The sequence below is a fragment of the Cupriavidus sp. UYPR2.512 genome, from assembly GCF_000379565.1.
In the GTDB taxonomy this organism is placed as follows: domain Bacteria; phylum Pseudomonadota; class Gammaproteobacteria; order Burkholderiales; family Burkholderiaceae; genus Cupriavidus.
The window spans coordinates 76,249-99,408 of the sequence record NZ_KB902953.1 but is presented as its reverse complement, the minus strand read 5'-3'; the positions used below and the strand labels follow the sequence as shown (position 1 = coordinate 99,408).

The 23,160-nt window shown below is 68.2% G+C and carries 18 protein-coding genes and 1 pseudogene; 7 read left to right on the top strand and 12 right to left on the bottom strand.

Annotated elements, in window-relative coordinates; translation table 11 throughout:
• The 9 genes and pseudogenes from A3A5_RS43300 to A3A5_RS0113435 all read right to left on the bottom strand — a co-directional run.
• A pseudogene (locus A3A5_RS43300) lies at positions 1 to 172 on the bottom strand (IS5/IS1182 family transposase); the annotation flags it as partial.
• A 198-nt stretch (positions 173 to 370) separates the two neighbouring features.
• Positions 371 to 1,681 (bottom strand): acyl-CoA thioesterase/bile acid-CoA:amino acid N-acyltransferase family protein, encoded by a 1,311-nt coding sequence (locus tag A3A5_RS0113470; RefSeq protein WP_035812549.1) that lies wholly within the window; start codon positions 1,679 to 1,681, stop codon positions 371 to 373.
• Positions 1,682 to 1,692: 11 nt separating this feature from the next.
• The gene (locus A3A5_RS0113465; protein WP_018311095.1) at positions 1,693 to 3,273 is read right to left on the bottom strand and encodes an ABC transporter substrate-binding protein; all 1,581 of its coding nucleotides are present in this window, start codon (positions 3,271 to 3,273) and stop codon (positions 1,693 to 1,695) included.
• Positions 3,274 to 3,332: 59 nt separating this feature from the next.
• Entirely contained in the window at positions 3,333 to 4,403 is a 1,071-nt protein-coding gene (locus A3A5_RS0113460) for an ABC transporter ATP-binding protein (protein ID WP_018311094.1), read from the bottom strand.
• On the bottom strand, positions 4,400 to 5,410 hold the full coding sequence (locus tag A3A5_RS0113455) for an ABC transporter ATP-binding protein (RefSeq protein WP_018311093.1): 1,011 nt from the start codon (positions 5,408 to 5,410) through the stop codon (positions 4,400 to 4,402). The genes A3A5_RS0113460 and A3A5_RS0113455 overlap by 4 nt, the downstream gene beginning before the upstream one ends.
• Positions 5,407 to 6,354 (bottom strand): ABC transporter permease, encoded by a 948-nt coding sequence (locus A3A5_RS0113450; RefSeq protein WP_018311092.1) that lies wholly within the window; start codon positions 6,352 to 6,354, stop codon positions 5,407 to 5,409. The genes A3A5_RS0113455 and A3A5_RS0113450 overlap by 4 nt, the downstream gene beginning before the upstream one ends.
• Positions 6,351 to 7,358, bottom strand: coding sequence for an ABC transporter permease (locus A3A5_RS0113445; RefSeq protein WP_051108521.1), 1,008 nt, complete (start codon positions 7,356 to 7,358; stop codon positions 6,351 to 6,353). The genes A3A5_RS0113450 and A3A5_RS0113445 overlap by 4 nt, the downstream gene beginning before the upstream one ends.
• On the bottom strand, positions 7,355 to 8,803 hold the full coding sequence (locus tag A3A5_RS0113440; RefSeq protein ID WP_018311090.1) for an FAD/NAD(P)-binding protein: 1,449 nt from the start codon (positions 8,801 to 8,803) through the stop codon (positions 7,355 to 7,357). Before A3A5_RS0113440 ends, A3A5_RS0113445 begins: the two co-directional genes overlap by 4 nt.
• Entirely contained in the window at positions 8,796 to 9,815 is a 1,020-nt protein-coding gene (locus A3A5_RS0113435) for a LysR family transcriptional regulator (RefSeq protein ID WP_018311089.1), read from the bottom strand. Before A3A5_RS0113435 ends, A3A5_RS0113440 begins: the two co-directional genes overlap by 8 nt.
• Positions 9,816 to 10,060: 245 nt before the next feature.
• On the opposite strand from A3A5_RS0113435, the gene A3A5_RS0113430 reads away from it, so the two are divergent.
• Positions 10,061 to 11,509, top strand: coding sequence for a glycine betaine ABC transporter substrate-binding protein (locus A3A5_RS0113430; protein WP_232431340.1), 1,449 nt, complete (start codon positions 10,061 to 10,063; stop codon positions 11,507 to 11,509).
• Here the strand turns inward: A3A5_RS0113430 and A3A5_RS0113425 are convergent.
• Entirely contained in the window at positions 11,506 to 12,924 is a 1,419-nt protein-coding gene (locus A3A5_RS0113425) for a PLP-dependent aminotransferase family protein (protein ID WP_018311087.1), read from the bottom strand. The two genes, A3A5_RS0113430 and A3A5_RS0113425, sit on opposite strands and share 4 nt — an antisense overlap.
• A 152-nt stretch (positions 12,925 to 13,076) precedes the next feature.
• Between A3A5_RS0113425 and A3A5_RS0113420 the strand changes: the two genes are divergently transcribed.
• The 3 genes from A3A5_RS0113420 to A3A5_RS0113410 are packed head-to-tail and all read left to right on the top strand — an operon-like array spanning position 13,077 to position 16,461.
• Positions 13,077 to 13,262, top strand: a complete 186-nt coding sequence (locus A3A5_RS0113420; protein ID WP_010811552.1) for a DUF2970 domain-containing protein — start codon at positions 13,077 to 13,079, stop codon at positions 13,260 to 13,262.
• 15 nt (positions 13,263 to 13,277) lie between these two features.
• Positions 13,278 to 14,609 (top strand): cytochrome c, encoded by a 1,332-nt coding sequence (locus tag A3A5_RS0113415; protein ID WP_018311086.1) that lies wholly within the window; start codon positions 13,278 to 13,280, stop codon positions 14,607 to 14,609.
• Between the two features lie 7 nt (positions 14,610 to 14,616).
• On the top strand, positions 14,617 to 16,461 hold the full coding sequence (locus A3A5_RS0113410; RefSeq protein ID WP_018311085.1) for an FAD/NAD(P)-binding protein: 1,845 nt from the start codon (positions 14,617 to 14,619) through the stop codon (positions 16,459 to 16,461).
• 7 nt (positions 16,462 to 16,468) lie between these two features.
• Here A3A5_RS0113410 and A3A5_RS0113405 read toward each other — a convergent pair whose 3' ends face one another.
• The gene (locus A3A5_RS0113405; protein ID WP_018311084.1) at positions 16,469 to 17,371 is read right to left on the bottom strand and encodes an acyltransferase; all 903 of its coding nucleotides are present in this window, start codon (positions 17,369 to 17,371) and stop codon (positions 16,469 to 16,471) included.
• Positions 17,372 to 17,608: 237 nt separating this feature from the next.
• On the bottom strand, positions 17,609 to 18,565 hold the full coding sequence (locus A3A5_RS0113400; RefSeq protein WP_018311083.1) for a transporter: 957 nt from the start codon (positions 18,563 to 18,565) through the stop codon (positions 17,609 to 17,611).
• Between the two features lie 394 nt (positions 18,566 to 18,959).
• On the opposite strand from A3A5_RS0113400, the gene A3A5_RS0113395 reads away from it, so the two are divergent.
• The 3 genes from A3A5_RS0113395 to A3A5_RS0113385 all read left to right on the top strand — a co-directional run bounded on the left by A3A5_RS0113395 (position 18,960) and on the right by A3A5_RS0113385 (position 23,159).
• Entirely contained in the window at positions 18,960 to 20,183 is a 1,224-nt protein-coding gene (locus A3A5_RS0113395; RefSeq protein WP_026200753.1) for a formylglycine-generating enzyme family protein, read from the top strand.
• Positions 20,184 to 20,304: 121 nt separating this feature from the next.
• Positions 20,305 to 21,333: an HAD family hydrolase gene (locus A3A5_RS0113390; protein WP_157637222.1), complete on the top strand. Its 1,029-nt coding sequence runs from the start codon at positions 20,305 to 20,307 to the stop codon at positions 21,331 to 21,333.
• Positions 21,334 to 21,413: 80 nt separating this feature from the next.
• Positions 21,414 to 23,159, top strand: coding sequence for a sulfatase-like hydrolase/transferase (locus A3A5_RS0113385; protein ID WP_018311080.1), 1,746 nt, complete (start codon positions 21,414 to 21,416; stop codon positions 23,157 to 23,159).
• Position 23,160 lies beyond the last annotated feature (1 nt).

Here is a 23,160-nt window from a genome sequence, read left to right as displayed (position 1 = left end):
GGTGATGCGCCGCCATGCCGCGACCCGCGTACGCCCCGCTCAGCTCCGACAGGTCCATCTGCTCGATGACTTCCACCACGAACCGCGCCAGATGACCTTCGGGCAACCAGTCCTCCACTGACGGCGGCAACAGATAGTCGGTCTGACGATCAACGGGCACGAAGCGACTCACCTATGGACTCTCTCAGAAACTTGTTAATTTATTAACGCCCANCCCGTCCCGCCGGACGACCGGGGATCCCGAAAATCCGACAGTCTCCTAGGCCGGCGACTTGATCCACCACGTCGGTGGCGGCAGCGTTGGCTTGGGTCATGCGAGGACTCCCGGAGTGTCGAAGGGTGTGTTGTCGTGTTGGCTCGGCCGTGAGCTTCAGTCCCCGGCGGCCTGCTGGCGCGCGGTCACGGCCCGCGCCAGGAATGCGCGTACGCCGCGCCAGGACACCTCGTCGGCACCGGCATTGGCCGCGGGCGTGCCACCCGTGGTGCTGATACGGCGGGACACCGGATGCGCGTAGACCGCCTGCGTGGTCGGCACGTAGGGGAACAGGATGGCATGGCCGGCGTCTTCGAAGTCGAGGTGCTCGACCGGATACGGATGGCCGGCATCGGCCAGCTTGTCGGCGACCATGCGCGAATACAGGCTGGACGGCCATGAGCCGTCGTCGGTGCCGGACAGCAGCATTACCGGCCCGCGGATTTGCTCCACCCGGATGCGGGCGCGCGCCACGGCGTCGGCATTCTTCAGCGCGGTCAGGATGGCGCGCTCGTGCCGGTGTGGCGCCGGGCCTTCATCGAACGGCGCCCAGCTGGCGTCGGGGTTGTTCTCCCACACATGTGGCAGCGGCTTGCCCTGGTGCAGCCAGGCCGCACCCTCGCGGCCGATGGCCGGGTCGGCGGCATTCTGCGCGCTATGCACCACCGCGCCCGGCACGTAGCCGACCACCGCCGACACCAGCGCGGGAAAGGTCGCGCCCAGCAGCAGCACCAGTTCGCCGCCGCGCGACTGCCCGGACAGCGCGATGAAGCCGTGCGCGGGTTGCAGTTCGCGATGCATCCATTGCAGGCCGCGCTCGAAGTATTCCAGCGGCGTGTTGGAAATGTAGTCCGACAGGCCCGGCGCCTTGAAGTAGCCTAGCGCCAGTGCGGCATAGCCATGCGAGGCATAAAGCGCGGCGCGCGGTTCGTTGATGCCGCCGCCGGAGCCGTTGAGCACCATCACCGCCGGATGCGGGCCGGGGCTTGGCGGGCGGTAGAGCGTGCCGACCAGCCCGTCCGCGCGGATGTCCTCGCGCACCACGCCTGGCGTGGCCAGCCGCTGCACCAGCTCGCCGCGCGCTTCGCCGCCGGCGGCGCTGACGGTGATCCCGGTCACCAGCGGCCGGGTGGCATCCGCATGGAACAGTTCGCGGCTGTCCGATGCCACCGGGCGTTGCGCCCATAGCAGGCCCATCGGCGCCACGCCGCTGTAGCTGCCGCGCACCGGCGCGTCACGCTCCAGGTCCACGCTGCCGTCGCTGGCGGCAATGAACTCGGCCTGGCTGGCCCAGGCGACGTCGCGGCCGCGCACGGTGCGCGTGCTCACGGCCACGGTCTCGCCGGGTTGCAGCCCGGTGATGGCGATCCGGCGCGGCACGTCGATGAGCGCATCCGCAGGAGTGACGGCAAGGGTGGGGGCGGTCATCGTGGCCATGCTCACTTGCCCGTGCGCGTCACCATCATGGCGGCGGTGCGGTCGCTGGTCATCGGCGCTACCTTCAGGCCCTTCTTCGCCGCCCAGATGTTCTGGTAGTGGTATAGCGGCAGCACGCCCACGTCATCGGACACCAGCCTGACCGAGCGGCGCAGGATGGCTTCGCGCTTGCCTATGTCGAACTCGGCGGTGGATTCCTCCAGCGCGCGGTCCACGGCCGGGTTGCTGTAATGGCCCCAGTTGGAGGCGCCAAGGCCTTTCTTCGCGTCCACGGTGGCCAGCACGTTGACCAGCGCATAGCTGGCCTCGCCGGTGCCGTTGCCCCAGGCCAGCATGCTGACCGCGTACTCGTTCTTGTTGGCGCGGCCGGAGTAGACCGACCAGGGCACCACCTCCACCTGGGTCTTCACGCCCACGCGGGTCCAGAACTGCGCCACGGCCTGCGCCGTTTCCGGCCCCTGCGGGTAGCGGTCGTTAGGGGCATGGATGGTCAGCTTGAAACCGTCGGGAAAACCGGCCTCCGCCAGCAGCTTCTTGGCCTGGGCGGGGTCATAGGCAATGTCCTTGACCTCGGGGTTGTAGCCAAACGTCCCCTTGGGCATCCACTGATTGGCTACGGTGGCGGTGTTCTGCAAGATGCGGCCCACCACGGCCTCGCGGTTGATGGCCAGCGACAGCGCGCGGCGCACGCGCACGTCAAGCAGCGGGTTCTTGTCCAGCGGCTTGCCGGCGTTGTCGGTGATGTTGGGGTTGGGACCCGGCTTGAAGCTCGGCTGCAGCAGCATCACGCGCAGGCCGTTGTAGGGGAACACGCTGACGCCGGGCGATTGCTTGAGCTTGGCAAGGTCAGACACCGAGACCTTGTCGATCACGTCCACGTCGCCGGACAGCAGCGCCGCCGTGCGCGCCGGGCCGTTGTTGATGTAGCGGTAATTGACCTGTTGCCAGGTCGGCTTGCCGCCCCAGTAGCCGTCGTTGCGCACCATCATCACGCGGTCGCCCGGCGTGTACGAGACCAACTTGTAGGGGCCGGTCCCTACCACTGCGCGGCCCGCGTCGTAGTCCTCGGTGCTGGCCTTGTCGCCCACGTGCTTGCTGACAATATGCACCGAGGCCAGGTTCAGCGGCAGGTCGGGGTTGGCGATGGTGGTCTTGACCAGCAGCGTGTACGGGTCTTTTGCAGTGGCCGATTCGATGGTGCGCAGGTAGCCCGAGAACGAAGCCACGCTGCCCGGCACGTTGCGTGCGCGCTGGTAGGAGAAGACCACGTCCTCGGCGGTGAAGGGCTTGCCGTCCTGCCACTTGACGTCGCGGCGCAGCTTGAACTCCCAGGTCTTGTCGTCCAGGGCCTTCCATGAGAGCGCCAGCCCAGGCTGCAGCTTGTTGTCCTTGTTTTCGACCAGCAGGTCCCAGAAGTGCAGGTCCACCGAGCGGTCACCGGCGTGGTTGTTCAGCTGGGGGTCCAGCGACGACAGCGGGTCGGCAAAGCCGATCGTCAGTGACTGCGCGGATGCCACTGTCGCGCCGGCGCAAAGCACGGCGGCCACGGTGGCGCGCAAGGAGAAGGACAGCGAGCGTTTCATGGGGCGATTCCTCGGGGCGGTTTCTGGAATGGGCGGGGCAAAAAGAGGGCAATACGGCGTCAGCCATCGTTGAGATGGCAGGCGCTCAAATGGTTGACGGCGATGCCGCGCAGCCTGGGCACCTCCACCGCGCAGCGCGGCATCGCGTGCGGGCAGCGCGGGTGGAAATGACAGCCGGCCGGCGGCGCCAGCGGGCTGGGGATCTCGCCGCGGATCGCGGTGAAGGTCTTGTGGCGTGCGTCCAGGCGCGGGATTTCAGCGAGCAGCGCCTGCGTGTACGGGTGGTTGGGGCGGCGGAAGATCTCGGTGGTCGGCGCGCTCTCCACCACGCGGCCCAGGTACATGATCATCACGCGGTCGGAGATATGTTCGACCACGCCCAGGTCGTGGCTGATGAACAGGTAGCTCAGGCCGAGCTGCTCGCGCAGGTCCATGAACAGGTTCAGCACCTGGGCCTGGATCGAGACGTCCAGCGCCGCCACTGCCTCGTCGCATACCAGCAGTTCCGGCTGTACCGCCAGCGCGCGGGCGATGCCGATGCGCTGGCGCTGGCCGCCGCTGAACTGGTGCGGGTAGCGCTGGCGCAGCCTTGGGTCCAGTCCGGCACGCTGCAGCTGCGCGCTGACGTAGTCGTCGAAGCCGGCCGCATCCACCAGCCCTTGCAGGCGCGCGCCCTCGCCAACGATGCGGTCCACGCGCAGGCGCGGGTTCAGGCTGGCGTAGGGGTCCTGGAACACCATCTGGATTTTCAGCCGCAGCGCCTGCCGCGCGGCGCGGTCCAGGCTGGCGGGACTGCGCCCGTCGATGCGGATCTCGCCGGCGGACGGGTCGAGCAGGCCTGCGATCATGCGCCCCAGGGTGGACTTGCCACAGCCGGACTCGCCCACCAGCCCGAGCACTTCGCCGTGCTTCAGTTCCAGGTCCACGCCATCCACGGCGTGGGTGATGCGCGCGGGTTCGGACCAGCCCAGGCGTTCCAGCGCCTGGCCGATGCGCCCCGGCTTGCGCTCGCCGAAGCGCTTGGCCAGCGCGCGCGCTGACACCAGCGGCGGCCTGCCGCTTGCTGCCGAAGGCACCGATTGCGCGTGGCCCGCCTGGGCGGGATGCAGTTCGAGTTCGCTGACGGTCATGCCGGCTCCATGCTGGCGGCCAGCTGGCCGGGGTGGAAGCAGCGCACCTGGCGCAGCGGCGCGGGGGTGCTGATGGCGGGCGCTTCGGCACACGCGGCGCTGGCGCGCGGGCAGCGCGCGGCAAACGCGCATCCGGGCGGCAGCGCGGCCAGGTCGGGCGTCATGCCGGGAATCTGCCGCAGGCGCTGGCCGCGCTGGTTCAGGCTCGGCAGGCTGGCAATCAGGCCGGTGGTGTAAGGGTGCAGCGGGTGGTCCAGCACGTCGTCGACGGGGCCTTGCTCGACGATGCGGCCGGCGTACATGACCGCCACTTCATCGGCGAGGCCCGCCACCACGGACAGGTCGTGCGTGATCCAGATCAGCGCAGTGCCGTGCTGGCGTGCCAGCGCCTGCACTTCCGAGAGGATCTGCGCCTGGATGGTGACGTCCAGCGCCGTGGTGGGCTCGTCGGCAATGATCAGGTCGGGCCGGTGCAGCATGGCGATGGCAATGGCCACGCGCTGGCGCATGCCGCCGGAGAGCTGGTGCGGGTAGGCCAGCAGCCGTTCGTCCGGGCTCGGGATGCCCATCATGCCCAGCGTGTCGCGGGCCAGCTCGCGCGCCTGCCGGTGGCTGGCCTTGCCGTGCGCGCGCACCGCCTCGATCATCTGCGCGTCGATCCGCATCACCGGGTTCAGCGTCATCATCGGATCCTGGAAGATCATGGCGATGCGGTTGCCCTGCAGCTGGCGCAACTCGGCCGGGCGCATGCGGGTCAGCTCGCGGCCCTGGAACAGGATCTCGCCACCGGCGACGCGCCCCGGCGCATCCACCAGCCCCATGATCGAGAAACCGGTGACCGACTTGCCCGAACCGGATTCACCCACCAGCCCCAGGATGCGGCCGCGGGCCACGGTGAACGAGACATCGTCCACCGCCCGCAGCGCGCCGTTGCGGGTGTCAAAGTGGGTGCGCAGGTGGCGCACTTCCAGCGTGGGGGCAGCCGATGGCGTGGTGCGCGCGCTCATTTCTGCAGCCTCGGGTTGAGGACGTCGCGCAGGCGGTCGCCCACCAGGTTGATGGCCACCACGGTCAGCAGCAGTGCGATGCCCGGGAAGAAGCTGATCCAGTACTCGTCGGACAGCATGAACTGATAGCCATTGGCGATCAGCAGGCCGAGCGAGGGCTCGGTCACCGGCACGCCCAGGCCTAGAAAGGACAGCGTGGCCTCCAGCGTGATCGCGCGCGCCACCTGCAGCGAGCCGATCACGATCAGCGGCGGCATGCAGTTGGGCAGGATGTGCCCGACCACGATGCGCCAGTGCGCGATACCCTGGCCGCGCGCGGCTTCCACGTATTCGCGCCGGCTTTCCACCAGCGCCTGGGCGCGCGCCGTGCGGGCGTAGTAGGCCCACTCCAGGATCACCAGCGTCAGCACCACGTTGCCCACGCCCTTGCCCAGGAAGGCCAGGATCATCATCGCCACCAGGATGGACGGGAACGACAGGAGCAGGTCCACGGTGCGCATGATCAGGCTGTCCACGCGCCCGCCGGCATAGGCCGCGAGCAGCCCCAGCAGGGTGCCGAGCACGCCGGCCAGCGCTGCCGAGCCGACCCCCACCACCAGACTGATGCGCAGGCCGTAGAGGATGCCTGACAGGATGTCGCGGCCTTGCCCGTCGGTGCCGAGCCAGTAGCTGTAGGTGCCGGCACCGCTGGCGCTGCCGGGCGCCAGGCGCGCGTCCATCACGTCCAGTTGCAGCAGGTCATAGGGGTTCTGCGGCGTGATCCACGGCGCCAGCAGTGCGGCAAGCACCAGCAGCACGAGCACCGCCAGCCCGAACACGGCGGTGCGCGAGGCGAGGAAATCGGCCACCAGGCGGCGCCACGGCGATTCGCGCCGCAACGCTGGCGCCGCGGACGGGACAAACTCTGCGGCCGGGATGGCAGTTGGCTTGTCGCTGGCGTTCATGCCGCGCCCTCCAGCCGCACGCGCGGATCGAGCAGTTTGTAGAGCACGTCGACGATCAGGTTAAGCGTGACGAACAGGCACACCACGACCACCAGGTAGGAGACAATCACCGGCCGGTCCAGCGCGTTGATGCTGTCCAGGATCAGCTTGCCCGCGCCGGGCCAGGCGAAGATGTTCTCGGTCACCACCGCGAAGGCGATGGTGGAGCCGAACTCCAGGCCCAGCACCGTCACCAGCGGGATCATGGTGTTGCGCAGCACGTGGCCAAGCACCACGCGCAGCGGCGACAGGCCCTTGGCGCGCGCGAACCTGACCCAGTCCTGCGGCAGCACCTCGCGCACGCCGGCGCGCGTCAGGCGCAGCACCAGCGAGACCTTGAACAAGGACAGGTTGATGGCCGGCAGGATCATGTGGCGCAGTCCGTCGGCGGTCAGCCAGGACCAGGGCACGCCCAGCCATTCCGCGGTGGCGCCGCGCCCGCCCGAGGGCAGCCAGCCCAGCCGCACGCTGAAGGCCATGATCAGCATCAGGCCGACCCAGAACGTGGGCAGCGAGAAGCCGACGATGCTGCCGGTCATCAGCACGCGCGACAGCGGATGCTCGGGATACAGCCCGGCGAACAGCCCGAGCGGCACGCCCACCAACACGGCCAGCAGCAGTGCCGCCACCGCCAGTTCCAGCGTGGCCGGCAGCCGCTGCAGGATCAGCTGGATCGCCGGCACGTTGTAGACGAAGCTGTTGCCCAGGTTGCCGTGCAGCGCACCGTTGAGAAAGCCCAGGTACTGGCGCCACAACGGCTGGTCCAGCCCCAGCGCGGCGATGATGCGGGCGCGGTCGACCTGGTCAACGTCCTGGCCGATCAGGATGTCGACCGGATTGCCGATGGCGTGCAGGCCGGCGAAGACGATTACCGTCATCACCAGCACCACCACGGCGGCCTGCAACAGGCGGCGCAGCAGCCAGCGCCAGGGCCAGCGGGTGAGGGCGCCCCTCAGGGTTCTCATGGCGCCGGCGTCCATTCGTCGCCGAACACTTCGGGCTCGGCATAGGCTTCCAGGTTGGCGTAGTGGATCTCCACGTCTTCCTGGTACAGCAGCCCGGCAATGCCCTGGCCCAGCCGGCGCGCGCCGTCGCTGATGGCCGGGATGTCGCCCGACACCGTGCCGTGCGACAGCGCGGCCGGATAGCAGAAGCAGTGGATGCGCGACAGCCCGGGGCAGGCGCCGGGCGTCTTCTCGATGAACTCGAACGCAGGGCCCAGGTCTGGCGAGTCGGCCAGCTCCTGGTCTTCCTGGCCGGGGCGGGGCTTGTAGCGGTCGCGCCAGTAGCGGACCTGCGCGGCGAAGGCGGCGAACTCGGGCCGGGTTTGCAGTGCGATGCGGAAACCGGTGGAGAACACCAGGAAGTCCAGCTCGAACACGCCTTTGGGCGTCAGCACGCGCAGGCCGTCGCCATGCGGCTCGATCGCTTCGATCGCTTCGATCGGACAGCCCAGGTGGAAGCGCGCATTGGCATGGCGCGAGACCCGCAAGGTGCTGCCGCGCGGGGGCGGCACCTGCTGCGCGTTGATGTAATGGCGGATGCGCCATTTCCATTCATCGGACAGCATGGGATGGCCGTGGACCAGGCCGGGACTGCCCGCGCCCTTGCCCTTGTTGACGCGCGGGATGTCGGCGCGGCGGATCAACATTTCCACGCTGGCGGCGCCGGCTTCCAGCGCGGTTGCCGCGCTGTCCATGGCCGATGCGCCCGCACCGACCACGCCCACGCGCTTGCCGCGCAGCAAGGCGTAGTCCATCTCGTCGGACGAATGCGCCCACAGGTGGCGCGGCAGGTGGGCCGCCATCGGCGGCACATAGGCACCGCCCAGGCCATCGCGGCCGGTGGCCAGCACCACGCGGCGGGCCAGCACAGTCCGCGGGCCGTCCGGGGTCTGCATCGACAGCGCCACCAGCCCGTCCGGGCGCGGCACGATGGCATCGATCTGGTGGTCGTTGCGGATATCCAGCGCCAGCACCTGGCGGTACCAGCGCAGGTAGTCCATCCATTGCAGCCGGGGGATCTTGTCCAGCGCCTCCCAGGCGGCTTCGCCGAATTGCGCTTCGAACCAGGCGCGGAAGGTCAGCGCCGGCATGCCCAGCGCGGGGCCGGTCAGTTGCTTGGGCGAACGCAGGGTTTCCATGCGCGCGGTGGTGGCCCAGGGCCCTTCAAGGCCCGCCGGTGCACGGTCGAAGGCCCGCACGCGGATGCCGAGCTGCGTCAGCGTGGCGCAAGCAGCCAGCCCGGCCATGCCGCCGCCGATGACGGCCACGTCGAGGACTTCCTGGCCGTCCTGGATGCGCGGCACGGTCCAGGCCCTGGCGGGCAGTTCCAGCCAGGACAGGTCCTGGCGCAAACGCGCTTCGAGCGCGGCCAGGCCCGTGGGGGTGGGAGAGGAGAGGTCAGTCATGGCTTGGGAGTCCGGCGTCTTGTGTGAGCTTGTCGTTGTCGTCGCCGGCATCGCCGGCATCCCCATAGAGCGATTGCAGCAGCGCGCCATGTTCGGCGGGCTCGCGCCGGACCAGGTCGGGCAGCAGCCCCGCGGCGGCATCGGCCACGGCCTGCACCAGCCCCAGCACCGCTGTGCTGGCCGGCCTTGCCTGCGGCGTGATCACGCCGAAGTAGAAGGGAATATCGGCATCGATGGGCCGCACGGCGATATCGGTCAGCGGCAGCCCGCGCGCGGTCACGGGTTCCAGCACGGCGATGCCCAGCCCGGCGCGCACCAGGGTGAGCGCGCTGATCGAGGTGTTGGTGTCGATCACGCCAGCCTCCGGCACACCGGCGCTGGCCAGTGCCCGATCGACACGGCGCCGCAGCCGATACGGGTTCTGCATGGTGACGATGCGGCGTCCGCGGCAGTCCTGCAGCGCGATGGCCGGCTGTACAGCCAGCGGGTCGTCGGCGCGCACGGCCGCCACGCAGGCGGACTGCCCGATCCAGTGCACGGTCACGCCGCGGTGTTCCAGCGGCAGGCTGTTCAGGCCGATATCGGCAGCGCCGGTCAGCACCGCGTGCACCACCTGTTCCGGGGAGATGCTTTGCACGGCCACGCGCTCGGGCGCGCACAGCCCGCGCTCGAAGGCCAGCGCCAGTGCCGGCGGCAGCAGGCCGGCCGCCAGCGCCGGGGTTGCGGCAATGCGCAAGGGCCGGCCATCGCCGCGCGCCAGCGCCGCGGCGCGTGTGCGGATCTGTTGCATGCCGGCCAGTGTCTGCTCCACTTCGTCGTAGAGCAGGAAGCCTTGCTCGGTCGGGCTGACGCGCGGGCCGCTGCGGGTGAAGAGGGCAAAGCCTAGCTCGGCCTCCAGTTCCTGGATCAGCCGCGTAATGGCCGGCTGCGAGCGGCCGAGCAGCCGCCCCGCAGCGGTGACGCTGCCGGTGGTGACCACCGCGGCGAAGGCTTCCAGTTGCCGGATTTCCATGGGGGCGGGCGCTGGGGGCTATGTATGTGTAATCTGGATTTTGAAGCCTTAAGCATGCATATGGCAAATACTATTTCTGGATAAGGACATGCGGCAGCTATGATGTAGCGATGCCGGGCGCACACCGGCCCACCATCGGGACAGACGCTTTGGCTTGGATCCGTGGCAGTCGCCAGAAAGGGAGTGCAGGGCGCACGCTGTGGCATGCATGGGCCTGGGTGCTGGCCGCGGCACTCGCGGGCATCATGCCGGCGCGCGCGGCCGACCCGCTGCGCGTCGGCTCCAAGCGCTTCACCGAGTCATACATCCTTGGCGAGCTGCTGACCCAGGCCGCGGGGCCGCCCGGCACGGCGCAACACCAGCCAGGGCTGGGCAATACCGCCATCGTTTTCGAGGCGCTGAAGGCCGGCAGCATCGACCTCTATCCGGACTACACCGGCACGCTGGCCGCGGAGATCCTGAAGCTGCCGCCCGGCGCCGGGCTCGACGCCATCCGGCGCGCGCTGGCGCCGATGGGCCTGGGCGCCGCGATTCCGCTTGGTTTCGAGAACACCTATGCGCTGGCCGTCTCCGATGCCCGCGCCGGCAATCTGCGCCGGCTGGGCGACCTGGCGGCACAGCCGCAATTCAGGCTTGGCCTGTCCCATGAGTTTCTCGGGCGCGCCGACGGCTGGCCGGGGCTGGCCAGCCGCTACGGGCTGCCGCAACGCCCGGTCGGCCTGGACCACGGCGTCGCCTATGAGGCCTTGGCCGCAGGGCAGGTCGATGCCATCGACATCTATTCCACCGACGCCAAGATCCGCAAGTACAAGCTGCGCGTGCTGGAAGACGACAGGCACTACTTCCCGCGCTACGACGCGGTCGTGGTCTACCGCCTCGACGTACCGCAGCGCTTCCCGCAGGCCTGGCAGGCATTGGAGCGGCTGGCCGGGCGCGTCAATGCCGACGACATGATTGCCATGAATGCTGCGGCGGAGATCGATGGCCAGTCATTCGACGCGATCGCGCGCGCGTTCCTGGCCGGCACTGCAGGGCAAACGGCAACGCATGTCGGTGCCGAACCGCGCGGCCGGCTGTTTGCCGCGCTGTTCGGGCCCGACACCACGCGCCTGGCGCGGCGTCATGTCGGCCTGGTGGCGGGCGCGGTCGGTGCGGCCACGCTGGTCGGCGTGCCGCTGGGGATGCTGGCGGCGCGGCGGCGCCGCACCGGCCAGGCTGTGCTGGGCGTGGTCAACGTGCTGCAGACGGTGCCGTCGCTGGCGCTACTGGCGATGCTGATCCCGCTGCTGGGCCGCATCGGCGTCTGGCCGGCCATGGTGGCGCTGTTTCTCTATGCCTTGCTGCCGATCGTGCGCAATACCGCGACCGGGCTGGAGCAGGTGCCGCAGGGCATGCGCGATGCGGCGCGGGCGCTCGGGCTGCGGGGCGGCCAGGTATTGCGCTATGTGGAGCTGCCGCTGGCCTTGCCAGTGCTGCTGGCCGGCGTCAAGACGGCGGCCATCATCAGCGTGGGCACGGCGACCATCGCAGCCTTTGTCGGGGCGGGGGGCTTTGGCGAGCGCATTGCCACCGGGCTGGCGCTCAATGACACCGCGCTGCTGCTGGCCGGCGCGATCCCGGCGGCCGTGCTGGCCCTGGTGGTGCAAGTCGCATTCGAGGCACTGGAGTGGGCGCTGCGCCGCCATCGCGACTAGCTGGATTGCTGCTGCGCGATGAGCCGGCCGAGGGTGGCGACAGCAGCCTCGGCCTCGTCGCTCCACAGGTGCCCGTAGTTGAGCCGGATGCAGTTGCGGTAACCCTGCCGCGCAGAAAAGATCGGACCCGGCGCTATGCCGATGCCGGCTTCCAGTGCGGCATGGTGCAATGCCAATGCATCGAAGCCGGGCGCAAATTCGACCCACAGGAAATACCCGCCCTCCGGCCGGGACACGCGCACATCTTCCGGGAAATGCTGGCCGATGGCATCGATCATGCGGCCCTGCTGCGTCTCCAGCATATGGCGCAGCTTGCGCAGGTGCTTGTCGTAGCCGCCGTGCTGCAGGTATTCGGCCAGCGCCACCTGCGTGGGCACGCCGGCTGACAGCGTGGTCATCAGCTTGAGCCGCTGGATGGCCTCGCCAAAGCGGCCCGGCGCCACCCAGCCGATGCGGAAGCCCGGCGCCAGTGTCTTCGAGAACGAACTGCAGTGCATCACCAGCCCCTGCGTATCGAAGGCCTTGGCCGGCAGCGGGCAGCGGTTGCCGAAGTAGAGCTCGCCATAGACATCGTCCTCAATCAGCGGCACCTGGTGGCGCGCCAGCAAGGCCACCAGCGCTTTCTTCTTGTCTTCCGACATGCTGGCGCCGAGCGGATTCTGGAACTGCGTCATGAACCAGCACGCCTTGACCGGGTGCCGTGACAGTGCGGTGTCGAGCGCGCCCAGGTCGATGCCTTCGGCGGGGTCGACCGGGATCTCGACGGCCTTGAGCCGCAGCCGCTCCAGCGCCTGCAGGGAGGCATAGAAGCCGGGCGATTCGATCGCCACCACGTCGCCCGGCTGCGTCACCGCCATCAGGCACAGGTTGAGCGCCTCGAGCGCGCCGTTGGTGACGACCAGGTCCTCGGCCGGCTGCGGCGCGCCCGCGCCCAGGTAGCGCAGCGCGATCTGGCGGCGCAGCGCGGTATTGCCCGGCGGCAGGTCGTTGACCGAGTACCACGGATCGAGCGCGCGGCCGGCGCGCGCCAGCGACTTGCCCAGCCGCTCCCACGGGAACAGCTCGGGCGAGGGAAAGGCCGAGCCGAACTGCACCAGTTCGCGGTCACGCGCGCCTTCCAGCACGGCGAACACCAGCTTGGAGATGTCGACCTGCGTCGACACCTGGCGCGACGGCCGCGCCTGCGGCTGGGGCAGCTCGCGCCGCGCCGGTCCCGCCACGTAATAGCCGGAGCGCTCGCGCGCCCGCACCAGCCCGCGCTCTTCCAGCCGGTAATAGGCCTGGAACGCGGTCGAGGGGCTGACGCCATACTGGGCTACGGTCTTGCGGATCGACGGCAGGCGCGTGCCCGGCGGCAGGCTGCCGTTGCGGATATCGGCGGCCAGGGTCTCGGCGAGGGCTTCGTAGCGTTTCATGGCGGGTTGGCGGGGGGCGGGGCGGGTGAGCGCATTATCTCCCGGGCAGGCAAACTGATACGTAAATTTTCCTGTTATCTGATGCTGTTATGGCTGGCGCGGACGGCCCATAATCGGTTCTCGTACACAAAGGCGTTGTGCAAGGAGATGCCATGAACCCGTTGAGGCTGTTGCGGACCGTGTTGTGGGGCTTCTTTGGCCTGCGCCAGGGGCAGGAGCACCAGCGCGACCTGGACACCTTGCGCCCGGTGCCGCTGATCCTGACCGGCGTGGCCGTGGCCGCCGGGCTGGTGGTGTGCCTGGTGCTGGCGGCAAACTGGGCGGTGTCGGCTGCCTGACCTGAACCTGCTCTCATGCTTCTCCTGCCCCAAGGACTTGGTATCGCCACATCCCGCGCGCTGCGCAAGCTGGCCTGCCTGACGCTGGCGCTGCTGCCCGCGGGCATGGCGCTGGCCGCCACCGACACGCAACAGATCGAACGCGGCCGCTACCTGGCGCGCATCGCCAACTGCGCCGCCTGCCATACCAGCGAAGGCGGCAAGCCATTCGCCGGCGGGCTGCCGATCCGCACCGCGGTCGGCACGATCCATTCGACCAATATCACGCCCGATGCCGGCAGCGGCATCGGCGCCTATACGCTGGCCGAGTTCGACCGCGCCTTGCGGCATGGCGTGGCGCGCGACGGCAAGCGGCTCTATCCGGCGATGCCGTATCCCTCGTACGCGCGCATGCGCGCCGAGGACGTGGCGGCGCTGTACGCCTACCTGCGTGCCGAGGTGGCGCCGGTCACCCGGCGCAACCCCGCGCCGCAGATGCGTTGGCCGTTCAGCATGCGCAGCCTGCTGGCCGCGTGGAACGCCCTGTTCCTCGATGACGGCCCGGTCCGCACCGACCCCGCGCGCGGCGAAGCCTGGAACCGCGGTGCCTACCTGGTGCAGGCGGTGGCGCACTGCGGCGCCTGCCATACGCCGCGCGGCAACTTGTTGGCCGAGAAGGGGCTGGACGAGCGCAGCCGCCATTTCCTGTCCGGGGCGAGCGTGGAGGGCTGGTCCGCGACCAACCTGACCGGCGACCAGGTCACCGGACTGGGCGCGTGGTCGCGCGCGGATATCGCCGAGTTCCTGCGTACCGGGCGCAACGGGCACGCGACCTCGTTCGGGCCGATGTCCACGGTGATCTCCACCGCCACCCAGTACATGAGCGCGCCAGACCTCGATGCCGTGGCCGCCTACCTGAAATCCCTGCCCGGTGCGCGCGGCGACGACAAGCCGTTCCGGCACGATGCCGCCACCGTGCAGCAACTGCAGCAGGGCCGCTTCGATGTGCCCGGTGCGCGCCAGTACGCGGTGTTCTGCATGCCTTGCCATGCCGCCGACGGCAAAGGCTTTGCCCGCGTGTTCCCGCCGCTGGCCGGCAACCCGACCGTCGCCGATCCCGACCCGGCCTCGCTGGTGAACCTGCTGCTCGACGGCGCCGTGACCGCGCGCGTGGGCACCGCGCCAGCGGATTACCACATGCCCGGCTATGGCTGGACGCTGGACGACCAGGAACTGGCCAATGTGCTGACCTTTATCCGCGGCAGCTGGGGCAACCGCGCCGCGCCGGTGCCGGAAGCCGCCGTGGCGGCACGGCGCAAGGCGCTGGCCGCGCAGCGCCCGGCCGCGGCAGGTGACGCATCCCGATGAGCACCCGATGACGATTACGCGCAGAGACTTCCTCAACGGCACCGCCCTGACCATTGCCGCCGGCCTTGCGCCCGTGCAGTTGCTGCACGCGCAGCAGGGTGGGGCAGGCGTGACGTACCCACCCGCGCTGACCGGCCTGCGCGGCAACCATCCCGGCACCTACACGCTGGCGCACAGCCTGGCGCGCGAGGGCGCGAAATACCCGGTCGTGCTGGCGCGCGAGGCCTTCGACCTGGTGGTAGTCGGCGGCGGCCTCAGCGGGCTGGCCGCGGCCTGGTTCTACCGGCGGCGCTTCGGCGCCAACCGCCGCATCCTGATCCTGGACAACCACGACGACTTCGGCGGCCATGCCAAGCGCAATGAGTTCACGGTGCGCGGCAAGCGGCTTGTGACCTATGGCGGCAGCGCCGAGATGCCGGCGAGCGCCAGTACTGACGCCGCCGTGCGCGAACTGCTGGCAGGGCTTGGACTCGATGCCGCGCGTGCGCCTGGCACATCGTCCGCGGATCCCTATGCGGCGCTCGGCATGGGCCGCGCCGTGTTCTTCGATGCCGAGCATTTCGGGCGCGACCAGTGGGTGGCGGGCGATCCGTTCGGCGAGCTGATCGATGCCCGCAGCGGGCAGCAGGCCGGTGGCCCGGATGCGGCGGCCCTGTCGCGCTTCCTGGACAACGCGCCTTTGCCCGCGGCGGACCGCGCCGCGCTGGCGCGGCTGGCCGCCGGCACCACCGACTACCTGCCGGCACTGTCCGGCGCCGAGCGTGCGGCAGCGCTGCGCGCCATGCGTTACGCCAGCTTCCTGCGTGACAAGGCCGGCATCGGCCTGGCCGGGCAGCGCTTCCTGCGCAGCCGCGGCAATGATGCCTATGCGCTCGATGCCGACGGGATTTCGGTTGCCGACGCCATTGCCATCGGCCTGCCTGCCGGCGCCAACATGCCCGCGCCGGCGGGCAATGCGCGGCTTGGCAAGTCGCCGGCTTCGCGCCTGTGGTTTCCGGATGGCAATGCCTCGCTGGCACGGCTGCTGGTGCAGAGCCTGATCCCGGGCGTGGCGTCGATCGCCCGGCCGGCTGACGTGGTATCGGCCGCGTTCGACTACAGCCGGCTGGACCGTGACGGGCAGCCGGTGCGCCTGCGCCTGAACAGCACCGCGATCGCGGTCGAGCCCGACGGCAATATCACGCGCGTCACCTACGGGTTCGGCGGCAACCTGCATCGCGTCGAGGCGCGCCACGTGGTGCTGGCCGGCTACAACATGATGATCCCGTACCTGCTGCCGTCGCTGCCCGCGAAGCAGAAAGAGGTGCTGCACAACGAGGCCAAGGCGCCGCTGGTCTACACCAAGGTGGCGCTGGATCACTGGCAGGCGTTTGCCGCGCTGCGCACGCGCCGCATCCACGCGCCGGCCATGGCCTATACCGACCTGTGGCTGGAGCCGCCGGCGGGCAGGCAGCCCTCCGATCCGGCCGTGCTGCACATGCTCTATGTGCCGACCGTGCCTGACAGCGGTATGCAGGCACGCGAGCGCTTCCGCGCGGGACGTGCCTTGCTGCTAGGCACGCCCTTTGACACGCTGGAACGCGACATCCGCGCGCAGCTTGACCGCATGCTCGGGCACAAGGGCTTTGCTTCGAAGGATGTGATCCGCGCCATCACGGTCAACCGCTGGGCGCACGGCTACAGCTATATGCCCGACAGCCTGGCGGGTGAGAACGTGGCGCCCGATGCGGCATGGCCCGGGCTGGCCGGCGTGGGCAATATCAGCATCGCCAACAGCGACAATGCCGGCAGCCCTTCGCTGACCGCGGCGGTGGGACAGGGGAAGCGGGCAGTCGAGCGGCTGCCGGGGTAGCAGCGCTTCAGCCTTCGCGCGGCGGCGTCAGCGCATCGATTTCCGCGTCCTTGGCTTCCCACTGGCGTGCGAGCCAGTTGTGGAACTCCTTACGGAAGGCCTTGTCGCTGCCGTAGTCGGCCTCGCAGAAGGCCGCAGGCACCGGCAACTGCCGCATGCGCACCAGCACCGGGCCGGCGCGCCCGCAGGCCAGGTCCCAGAAGCCTGGCGCGCCTTCCGGGTACACGATGGTGACGTCGATCAGCGAGCGAAACCTGTTGCCCATTGCATTCAGCGCCACCGCCAGTCCGCCGGCCTTGGGCTTGAGCAGATGGCGGTACGGCGAGTCCTGGGCCGCGCGCTTGGCCTCGGTAAAACGGGTACCTTCGGCAAACACCATTACGCTGGTCGGCACCAGCGAAAACTTCGCGCAGGCGCGCTTGGCCGTTTCCTGGTCCTGGCGCCGCAACGCCGGATTGCGCCGCAGCTGCGTCTTGCCATGGCGCTTCATGAACGGAAAGTCCAGCGCCCACCACGCCAGCCCGATCACCGGCACATAGATCAGCTGATGCTTCAGGAAAAACTTCAGCAGCGGGATGCGCCGGTTCAGCGAGCGCTGCAGCACGAAGATATCCGCCCACGACTGGTGGTTGCAGTTCACCAGGTACCAGTCGGCATAGCGCAGTCCCTCATTGCCCTGGATGTCCCACGGCTCACGCTGGATCCACGCGAACCAGCCGGTATTGCCGGAGATCCATGCGGTGGCGATGCCGTTGAGCATCGGATCGATGCGGCGCCTGACGGCGGCAAACGGCAGCACCAGCTTCAGCAGTGCCAGCGGGAACAGCAGCGCGCACCAGAACAGCGTGCTGGCAATCAGCAGTGTCCAGCTGAGCATGCCGGTCAGCCACGCAAAGCGGCCGCGCGGCACCGGAGCCGGAGCCGGACGGCGGCGAGATCGAGGCGGGGGAGGCTGGCTGGTTGAGGCATTGGTGCCGGTGGCACCGGTTGATGGGGAGGGAACTGAGGTCATGGATGTCAGTTTGCAGGCTTGCAAAGGTTGAGGGCTTGCGCGTGATCAAGGCAGGCACTATTGCGTGCGTACTTCAACTTGCCGGAAGGGGTGCATGGAACGCATTCTGCCATGCCGCCGGGGAGCGCCCAGGCCTCAGAAGACGACAGTCGCCGTCCCCATGAACGTGTTCGTGCTCTTCAGGCGGTTCTTGCTGGATACCGTCGGCACCCAGCGCAAGCCCAGCGACAGCATGCTCCTGGCGCCGATCTTGGTGTCATAGGTGATGATCGGGCCCACCGCCCAGTCATGGCCGCGGAAACCGTTCAGGCGGTCGGCCAGCGGGCCGCTGTCGTCGCCGAGCTGTTGCGTCGTTCCCGCGATCAGCCCGAGGCCGGCGCCGTTGGCAAAGCGCTTGAGCAGCATGGTGTCGAGCGTGAACAGCGGCGCGTTCTGGTAATCGGTGGCGTTGTTGCGGGTGTAGAACTGGATCCCGGCGACGGCATCGAACTCAAGCCCGTGCTCGGGGAACAGCTTGGTGTAGGCCACTTGCGGAATGAAGGTCCAGTTGTTCAGGCTCGGGTTGGCCAGGGCATTGGGATCGTACTTGCCGGTCGGCGCCCACACGTTCAGGCTCAGCGCCACGTGTTCGGTCTTCGAGAAATGGTAGCCCGCGATGATCGGCGCGAAGGTAATGTCGAACAGATTCGACGCGGTGTCCTGCGTCTTGCCCCCCAGCCCGCCCACGCTGAGGTTGGCAGTCACCTTGGTCCAGACATAGGGCAGCGTGAAGCTGGAGGCAAAGTTCCAGGCGCCGGTGTCGGTGTCCCAGACCTTCATCACTGTCGCCAGGGTGAACGCGACCTTGCCGTCCACGCCCAGCGCTGCCTTGCCCGCGATGGGCACGCTGCGGCTGCCGCTGATCGAGCCATCCAGGTAGATTTCGCCGACGTTCACGATGAGCGCGGGTTCCGGCGACACGATCCCCACATTGGGGAGCACGCTGGTGCCGGTCACGGGTCGCCCCAGGGCGCCTTCGGTCGCGTGGGCCCCTGCACAGGCAAAGAGGATGGGGGCAGCCATGGCCAGCCGGTTTGCGATGGTCTTTGACATATGCAAGGAACATGAAGTGCAAGGCCGGCCAGGCGCTTGCCGGAATGCCGGCCCCAGGCGTATGCCTGTCCGCGCCAGCTGCAGTGAAATCACACGTTGAGGCAATGCTGCCTCACCCTCATATTATTGCGACATTGCATACTAGCAGCAAAGACCCCCGTCACTGCCAGCGCGCCAACAGAGGAAAATCTTCATCACGGCATCGCAAATACTTACTTCCGAAGCCATGAGAAGGGCTGTGATGATGCACGAGCCATAGCGGCAGGGCGCGAAAGAAAAACTTAATTCACCTGCCCCCGAAACGGGAAAAGGCTGACTTCTGATCGCTGTAGCCATCTGCGATCATTGTTTGCGCTGGATTAGCATGACTTTTGTATGCAAAGAGGCAGGGTGAATGAGCGGACGACGTGAGAGCAGCAATCCCGGCACAGGCGCAGGGCGTTCTGGCTCCGTTGCACTGTCCGCGGGGCGGCGAAGCGGGCAAAAGGCGTTGATCGTGGCGTTGCTCGGTCTCGGGCTCGCTGCCGGCCTCGGCGGCAGCTATTGGTATATGAAGGGGCGCACGCCGACCGCGCCGGCCATTGTCGCTGGCGATGGCAAGAACGGCCCGGCAGGCATGGTGCGCGTGCCCGGTGGTGAATTCCTGATGGGCAGCGACAGCAAGATGGCGCAGCCCAACGAAAAGCCGGCCCACAAGGTGCGCGTGCACGCGTTCTGGATGGACCAGCACCACGTCACCAACGCGCAGTTTCGCAAGTTCGTTGATGCCACGGGCTATGTCTCGACCGCGGAACGGCCACCTGACTGGGAAACCCTGCGGGTCCAGCTGCCGCCCGGCACACCGCGCCCGCCCGACAGCGCCATGATGGCCGGCGGCATGGTCTTCGTGGGCACGCCGCGACCGGTGCCGCTGCAGGACTACTCGCGCTGGTGGCGCTATGTGCCCGGTGCTGACTGGCGCCATCCGACCGGCCCCGGCAGCTCGATCGAAGGCAAGGACAACCACCCGGTGGTCCAGGTGTCGTATGAAGACGCGCAGGCCTATGCCAAGTGGGTCGGCAAGCGGCTGCCCACGGAAGCGGAATGGGAGTTTGCCGCGCGCGGCGGGCTGGAGCAGGCGACCTATGCCTGGGGCGAGCAGTTTGCCCCCGACGGCAAGCAGATGGCCAATGTCTGGCAAGGCCAGCAGAACCAGCAGTTTCCTGTGGTCAGTCCCAAGGCTGGCGGGGCGCTTGGCACCAGCCCGGTCGGCACTTTCCCGCCCAACGGCTACGGCCTGGCCGACATGACCGGCAATGCCTGGCAGTGGGTGGCGGACTGGTACCGGGCGGACCAGTTCCGGCGCGAAGCCGGCAAGGCGCAGCCAATCGAAAACCCGGTTGGTCCGATGGCCTCATGGGATCCCGCTGAACCCGGCGTGCCGGTCAACGCGCCCAAGCGCGTCACGCGTGGCGGCTCATTCCTCTGCAATGAAGACTATTGCCTGAGCTACCGACCCAGCGCCCGGCGCGGGACGGATCCGTACAACAGCATGTCCCACCTGGGCTTCCGCCTGGTGATGGATGACAGCCGCTGGGCGGAGGTGCGCAGGCAGCAAGCGCTGGCGCTGGCGCGGTAGCGCCGGCGCTGTCGTCATTTCCTGGCTGCCGGACAGACTGGAGGAGTGCTCGATGGACGTTTCTACCTCCGCCTCGCATCAGTGGCTGCGTTTGCCCCGAACCGCCCTGGCCGTCATCGCCATGGCCCTGGCTTTTGCGGGGGCGGGCCTGCCCGGCTGTACGACGGCGCCCCCAGCCAGCACGGCGGCGCAGCCGTCCTACGCCCCTGCGCCGCAGGTAAGCGCCGCCGAGGCGCTCCCTTCCTGGCGCGACGGCGCCAGCAGGCAGGCGCTGCTGAAGTTCATCGGGGATGTCACCCGCCCCGGTTCGCCGAATTTTGTACCGCCCGAGCAGCGCGTCGCGGTATTCGACAACGACGGCACGCTGTGGAGCGAACAGCCGCTGTACTTCCAGTTCTTCTTCCTGCTCGACCAGGTCAGGGCCGCGGCGCCGCAACACCCGGAGTGGCGCAACAACCCTGCGTTCAAGGCGCTAATGGCCAACGACATGCAGGGCCTGATGCGCAACGAAAAGCAGCTCGCCGGCCTGATCGCCACGGCCAACAGCGGCATGACCGTGGACGAGTACGACCGCACCATCCGCGACTGGCTGGCGACATCGCGGCATCCCAAGTTCAACCGGCTCTATACCGAGCTGGTCTATCAACCGCAGCTGGAACTGCTGGCCTACCTGCGCGCCAACGGCTTCAAGACCTACATCGTCTCGGGCGGCACCATCGAGTTCATGCGGCCATGGAGCCAGGCCGTCTACGGCATTCCGCCCGAGCAGGTGATCGGCTCCTCGCAGGTCGTGCGCTACCTGGTGCGCGACGGCGAGCCGGTGCTGGTGCGCGACCCCAAGCTGGAGTTCGTGGATGACGGGCCGGGCAAGCCGGTCGGCATCTACCGCCATATCGGCCGTCGGCCGATCCTTGCCGTGGGCAACTCCGACGGCGACCTGCAGATGCTTGAGTACACCACCGGCGGCGACGGTCCGCGCATGGGCGTGCTGGTGCATCACGACGATGCCGAGCGCGAGTTCGCCTATGACCGCCAGTCGAAGGTGGGCAAGCTCGACAAGGCGCTGGACGCCGCCCGTGCCAAGGGCTGGACGGTGGTCAGCATGAAGCAGGACTGGCAGCAGGTTTACCCCACGGCTGGTGCGAAGTAGCCAGAAATGGAAGCCGGCATGCCACGCGTGCCGGTCGCAGGGTTGAAGCAGTTTGACTATCGGGAGCAGCAATGCAACGAATGACAGAGACCACCCAGGCAAGGCGCGGCGCGCGCTTTGCCGTGGCCGCGATGGCAATTGCCATCGCGGCCATGGCCGGCTGCAAGAAGGCAGACGAGCCGAAACAGCAGGCGCCAGCCGCGCAGCAGCCGGCAACGCCAGCGCCGGCAGCCGTGCCGGATACGTCCGCGACGCCGGCGCAGCCGCCGGCGCAGTCCAATCTGCCGGTTGCGCCCGAGGCCGCTTCCGCGCCTGCGGCCGTCAACACGTCGGGCAAGAAGCCCAACATCCTGGTGATCTTCGGCGATGACATCGGCCAGACCAACATCAGCGCCTACAGCATGGGCGTGATGGGCTACCGCACGCCGAACATCGACCGCATTGCCCGCGAAGGGATGATGTTCACCGACTACTACGCCGAAAACAGCTGCACGGCAGGCCGCTCGTCATTCATCACCGGCCAGTCGCCGCTGCGCACCGGCCTGTCCAAGGTGGGTGCGCCGGGCGCGACCGTGGGCCTGCAAGCCCGCGACGTGACCATTGCCGAAGTCCTCAAGCCGCTTGGCTACGCCACCGGCCAGTTCGGCAAGAATCACCTGGGCGACCGTGACGAGTACCTGCCGACCAAGCACGGCTTCGACGAGTTCTACGGCAACCTCTACCACCTGAACGCCGAGGAAGAGCCGCAGCGCGCATACTGGCCGAAGGACAAGAACGATCCGTATGTGAAGAACTTCTCGCCGCGCGGCGTGCTGCACTCCACGGCCGACGGCAAGATCGAGGATACCGGACCGCTGACCACCAAGCGCATGGAGACCATCGACGACGAGACCACCGACGCCGCACAGAAGTTCATCACCAGGCAGGTGCAGGCCGACAAGCCGTTCTTTGTCTGGATGAATACGACGCGCATGCACGCCTTCACCCATGTGCGTGCGTCCATGCAAGGCCAGAGCGGGATGTCCGGCAACGAGTATGCCGACGGCATGCTCGAGCACGACGGCGACGTCGGCAAGCTGCTCAAGACGCTCGATGACCTGAAGGTCGCGGACAACACCATCGTTATCTACACCACCGACAACGGCCCCAACCAGTGGTCCTGGCCGGACGCGGCAACCACGCCGTTCCGCAGCGAGAAGGACACCAACTGGGAAGGCGCGTTCCGCGTCCCGGCGATGATCCGCTGGCCAGGCAAGATCAAGCCCGGGACTGTGAGCAACGAGATGTTCTCCGGTCTGGACTGGTTCCCGACGCTGCTGGCGGCCGCCGGCGATGGCGATATCAAGGACCGGCTGCTCAAGGGCGCGTCTGTTGGCAGCAAGAATGCCAAGGTGCACCTCGATGGCTACAACCAGCTGGGGTACCTGACCGGCCAGACCAACAAGAGCGCGCGCAACGAGTTCTACTACTTCAACGACGACGGCGATCTGGTGGCAATGCGCTTTGACAACTGGAAGGTCGTGTTCTGCGAGCAGACTACGCCGGGCGGTTTCCAGGTATGGCAGGACCCGTTCAAGTGCCTGCGGGTGCCTAAAGTCTTCAACCTGCGCATGGACCCGTACGAGCGTGCGGATATCGTGTCTGACCAGTACAACGACTGGCTGGCCAAGAACGCCTATCTGACCGGCATGGCAACGCTGAAGGCGACGATGTTCCTGGAGACGTTCGTCAACTATCCGCCGAGCCAGCATCCGGCGAGTTTCAGCATCGACCAGGTACGCAAGCAGGTCGACAAGAAGATTGAAGAGGCGATGAAGAAGAAGTAAA

What these genes read in the sequence shown, in the direction of transcription:
- A3A5_RS0113410 (WP_018311085.1), top strand. Translation starts at nt 14,617, where the DNA reads ATGACGATTACGCGCAGAGACTTCCTCAACGGCACCGCCCTGACCATT.
- A3A5_RS0113455 (WP_018311093.1), bottom strand. Translation starts at nt 5,410, where the DNA reads ATGAGCGCGCGCACCACGCCATCGGCTGCCCCCACGCTGGAAGTGCGC.
- A3A5_RS0113435 (WP_018311089.1), bottom strand. Translation starts at nt 9,815, where the DNA reads ATGGAAATCCGGCAACTGGAAGCCTTCGCCGCGGTGGTCACCACCGGC.
- A3A5_RS0113440 (WP_018311090.1), bottom strand. Translation starts at nt 8,803, where the DNA reads ATGACTGACCTCTCCTCTCCCACCCCCACGGGCCTGGCCGCGCTCGAA.
- A3A5_RS0113425 (WP_018311087.1), bottom strand. Translation starts at nt 12,924, where the DNA reads ATGAAACGCTACGAAGCCCTCGCCGAGACCCTGGCCGCCGATATCCGC.
- A3A5_RS0113465 (WP_018311095.1), bottom strand. Translation starts at nt 3,273, where the DNA reads ATGAAACGCTCGCTGTCCTTCTCCTTGCGCGCCACCGTGGCCGCCGTG.
- A3A5_RS0113400 (WP_018311083.1), bottom strand. Translation starts at nt 18,565, where the DNA reads ATGTCAAAGACCATCGCAAACCGGCTGGCCATGGCTGCCCCCATCCTC.
- A3A5_RS0113385 (WP_018311080.1), top strand. Translation starts at nt 21,414, where the DNA reads ATGACAGAGACCACCCAGGCAAGGCGCGGCGCGCGCTTTGCCGTGGCC.
- A3A5_RS0113390 (WP_157637222.1), top strand. Translation starts at nt 20,305, where the DNA reads ATGGCCCTGGCTTTTGCGGGGGCGGGCCTGCCCGGCTGTACGACGGCG.
- A3A5_RS0113460 (WP_018311094.1), bottom strand. Translation starts at nt 4,403, where the DNA reads ATGACCGTCAGCGAACTCGAACTGCATCCCGCCCAGGCGGGCCACGCG.
- A3A5_RS0113430 (WP_232431340.1), top strand. Translation starts at nt 10,061, where the DNA reads ATGCCGGCGCGCGCGGCCGACCCGCTGCGCGTCGGCTCCAAGCGCTTC.
- A3A5_RS0113420 (WP_010811552.1), top strand. Translation starts at nt 13,077, where the DNA reads ATGAACCCGTTGAGGCTGTTGCGGACCGTGTTGTGGGGCTTCTTTGGC.
- A3A5_RS0113395 (WP_026200753.1), top strand. Translation starts at nt 18,960, where the DNA reads ATGAGCGGACGACGTGAGAGCAGCAATCCCGGCACAGGCGCAGGGCGT.
- A3A5_RS0113415 (WP_018311086.1), top strand. Translation starts at nt 13,278, where the DNA reads ATGCTTCTCCTGCCCCAAGGACTTGGTATCGCCACATCCCGCGCGCTG.
- A3A5_RS0113450 (WP_018311092.1), bottom strand. Translation starts at nt 6,354, where the DNA reads ATGAACGCCAGCGACAAGCCAACTGCCATCCCGGCCGCAGAGTTTGTC.
- A3A5_RS0113470 (WP_035812549.1), bottom strand. Translation starts at nt 1,681, where the DNA reads ATGACCGCCCCCACCCTTGCCGTCACTCCTGCGGATGCGCTCATCGAC.
- A3A5_RS0113445 (WP_051108521.1), bottom strand. Translation starts at nt 7,358, where the DNA reads ATGAGAACCCTGAGGGGCGCCCTCACCCGCTGGCCCTGGCGCTGGCTG.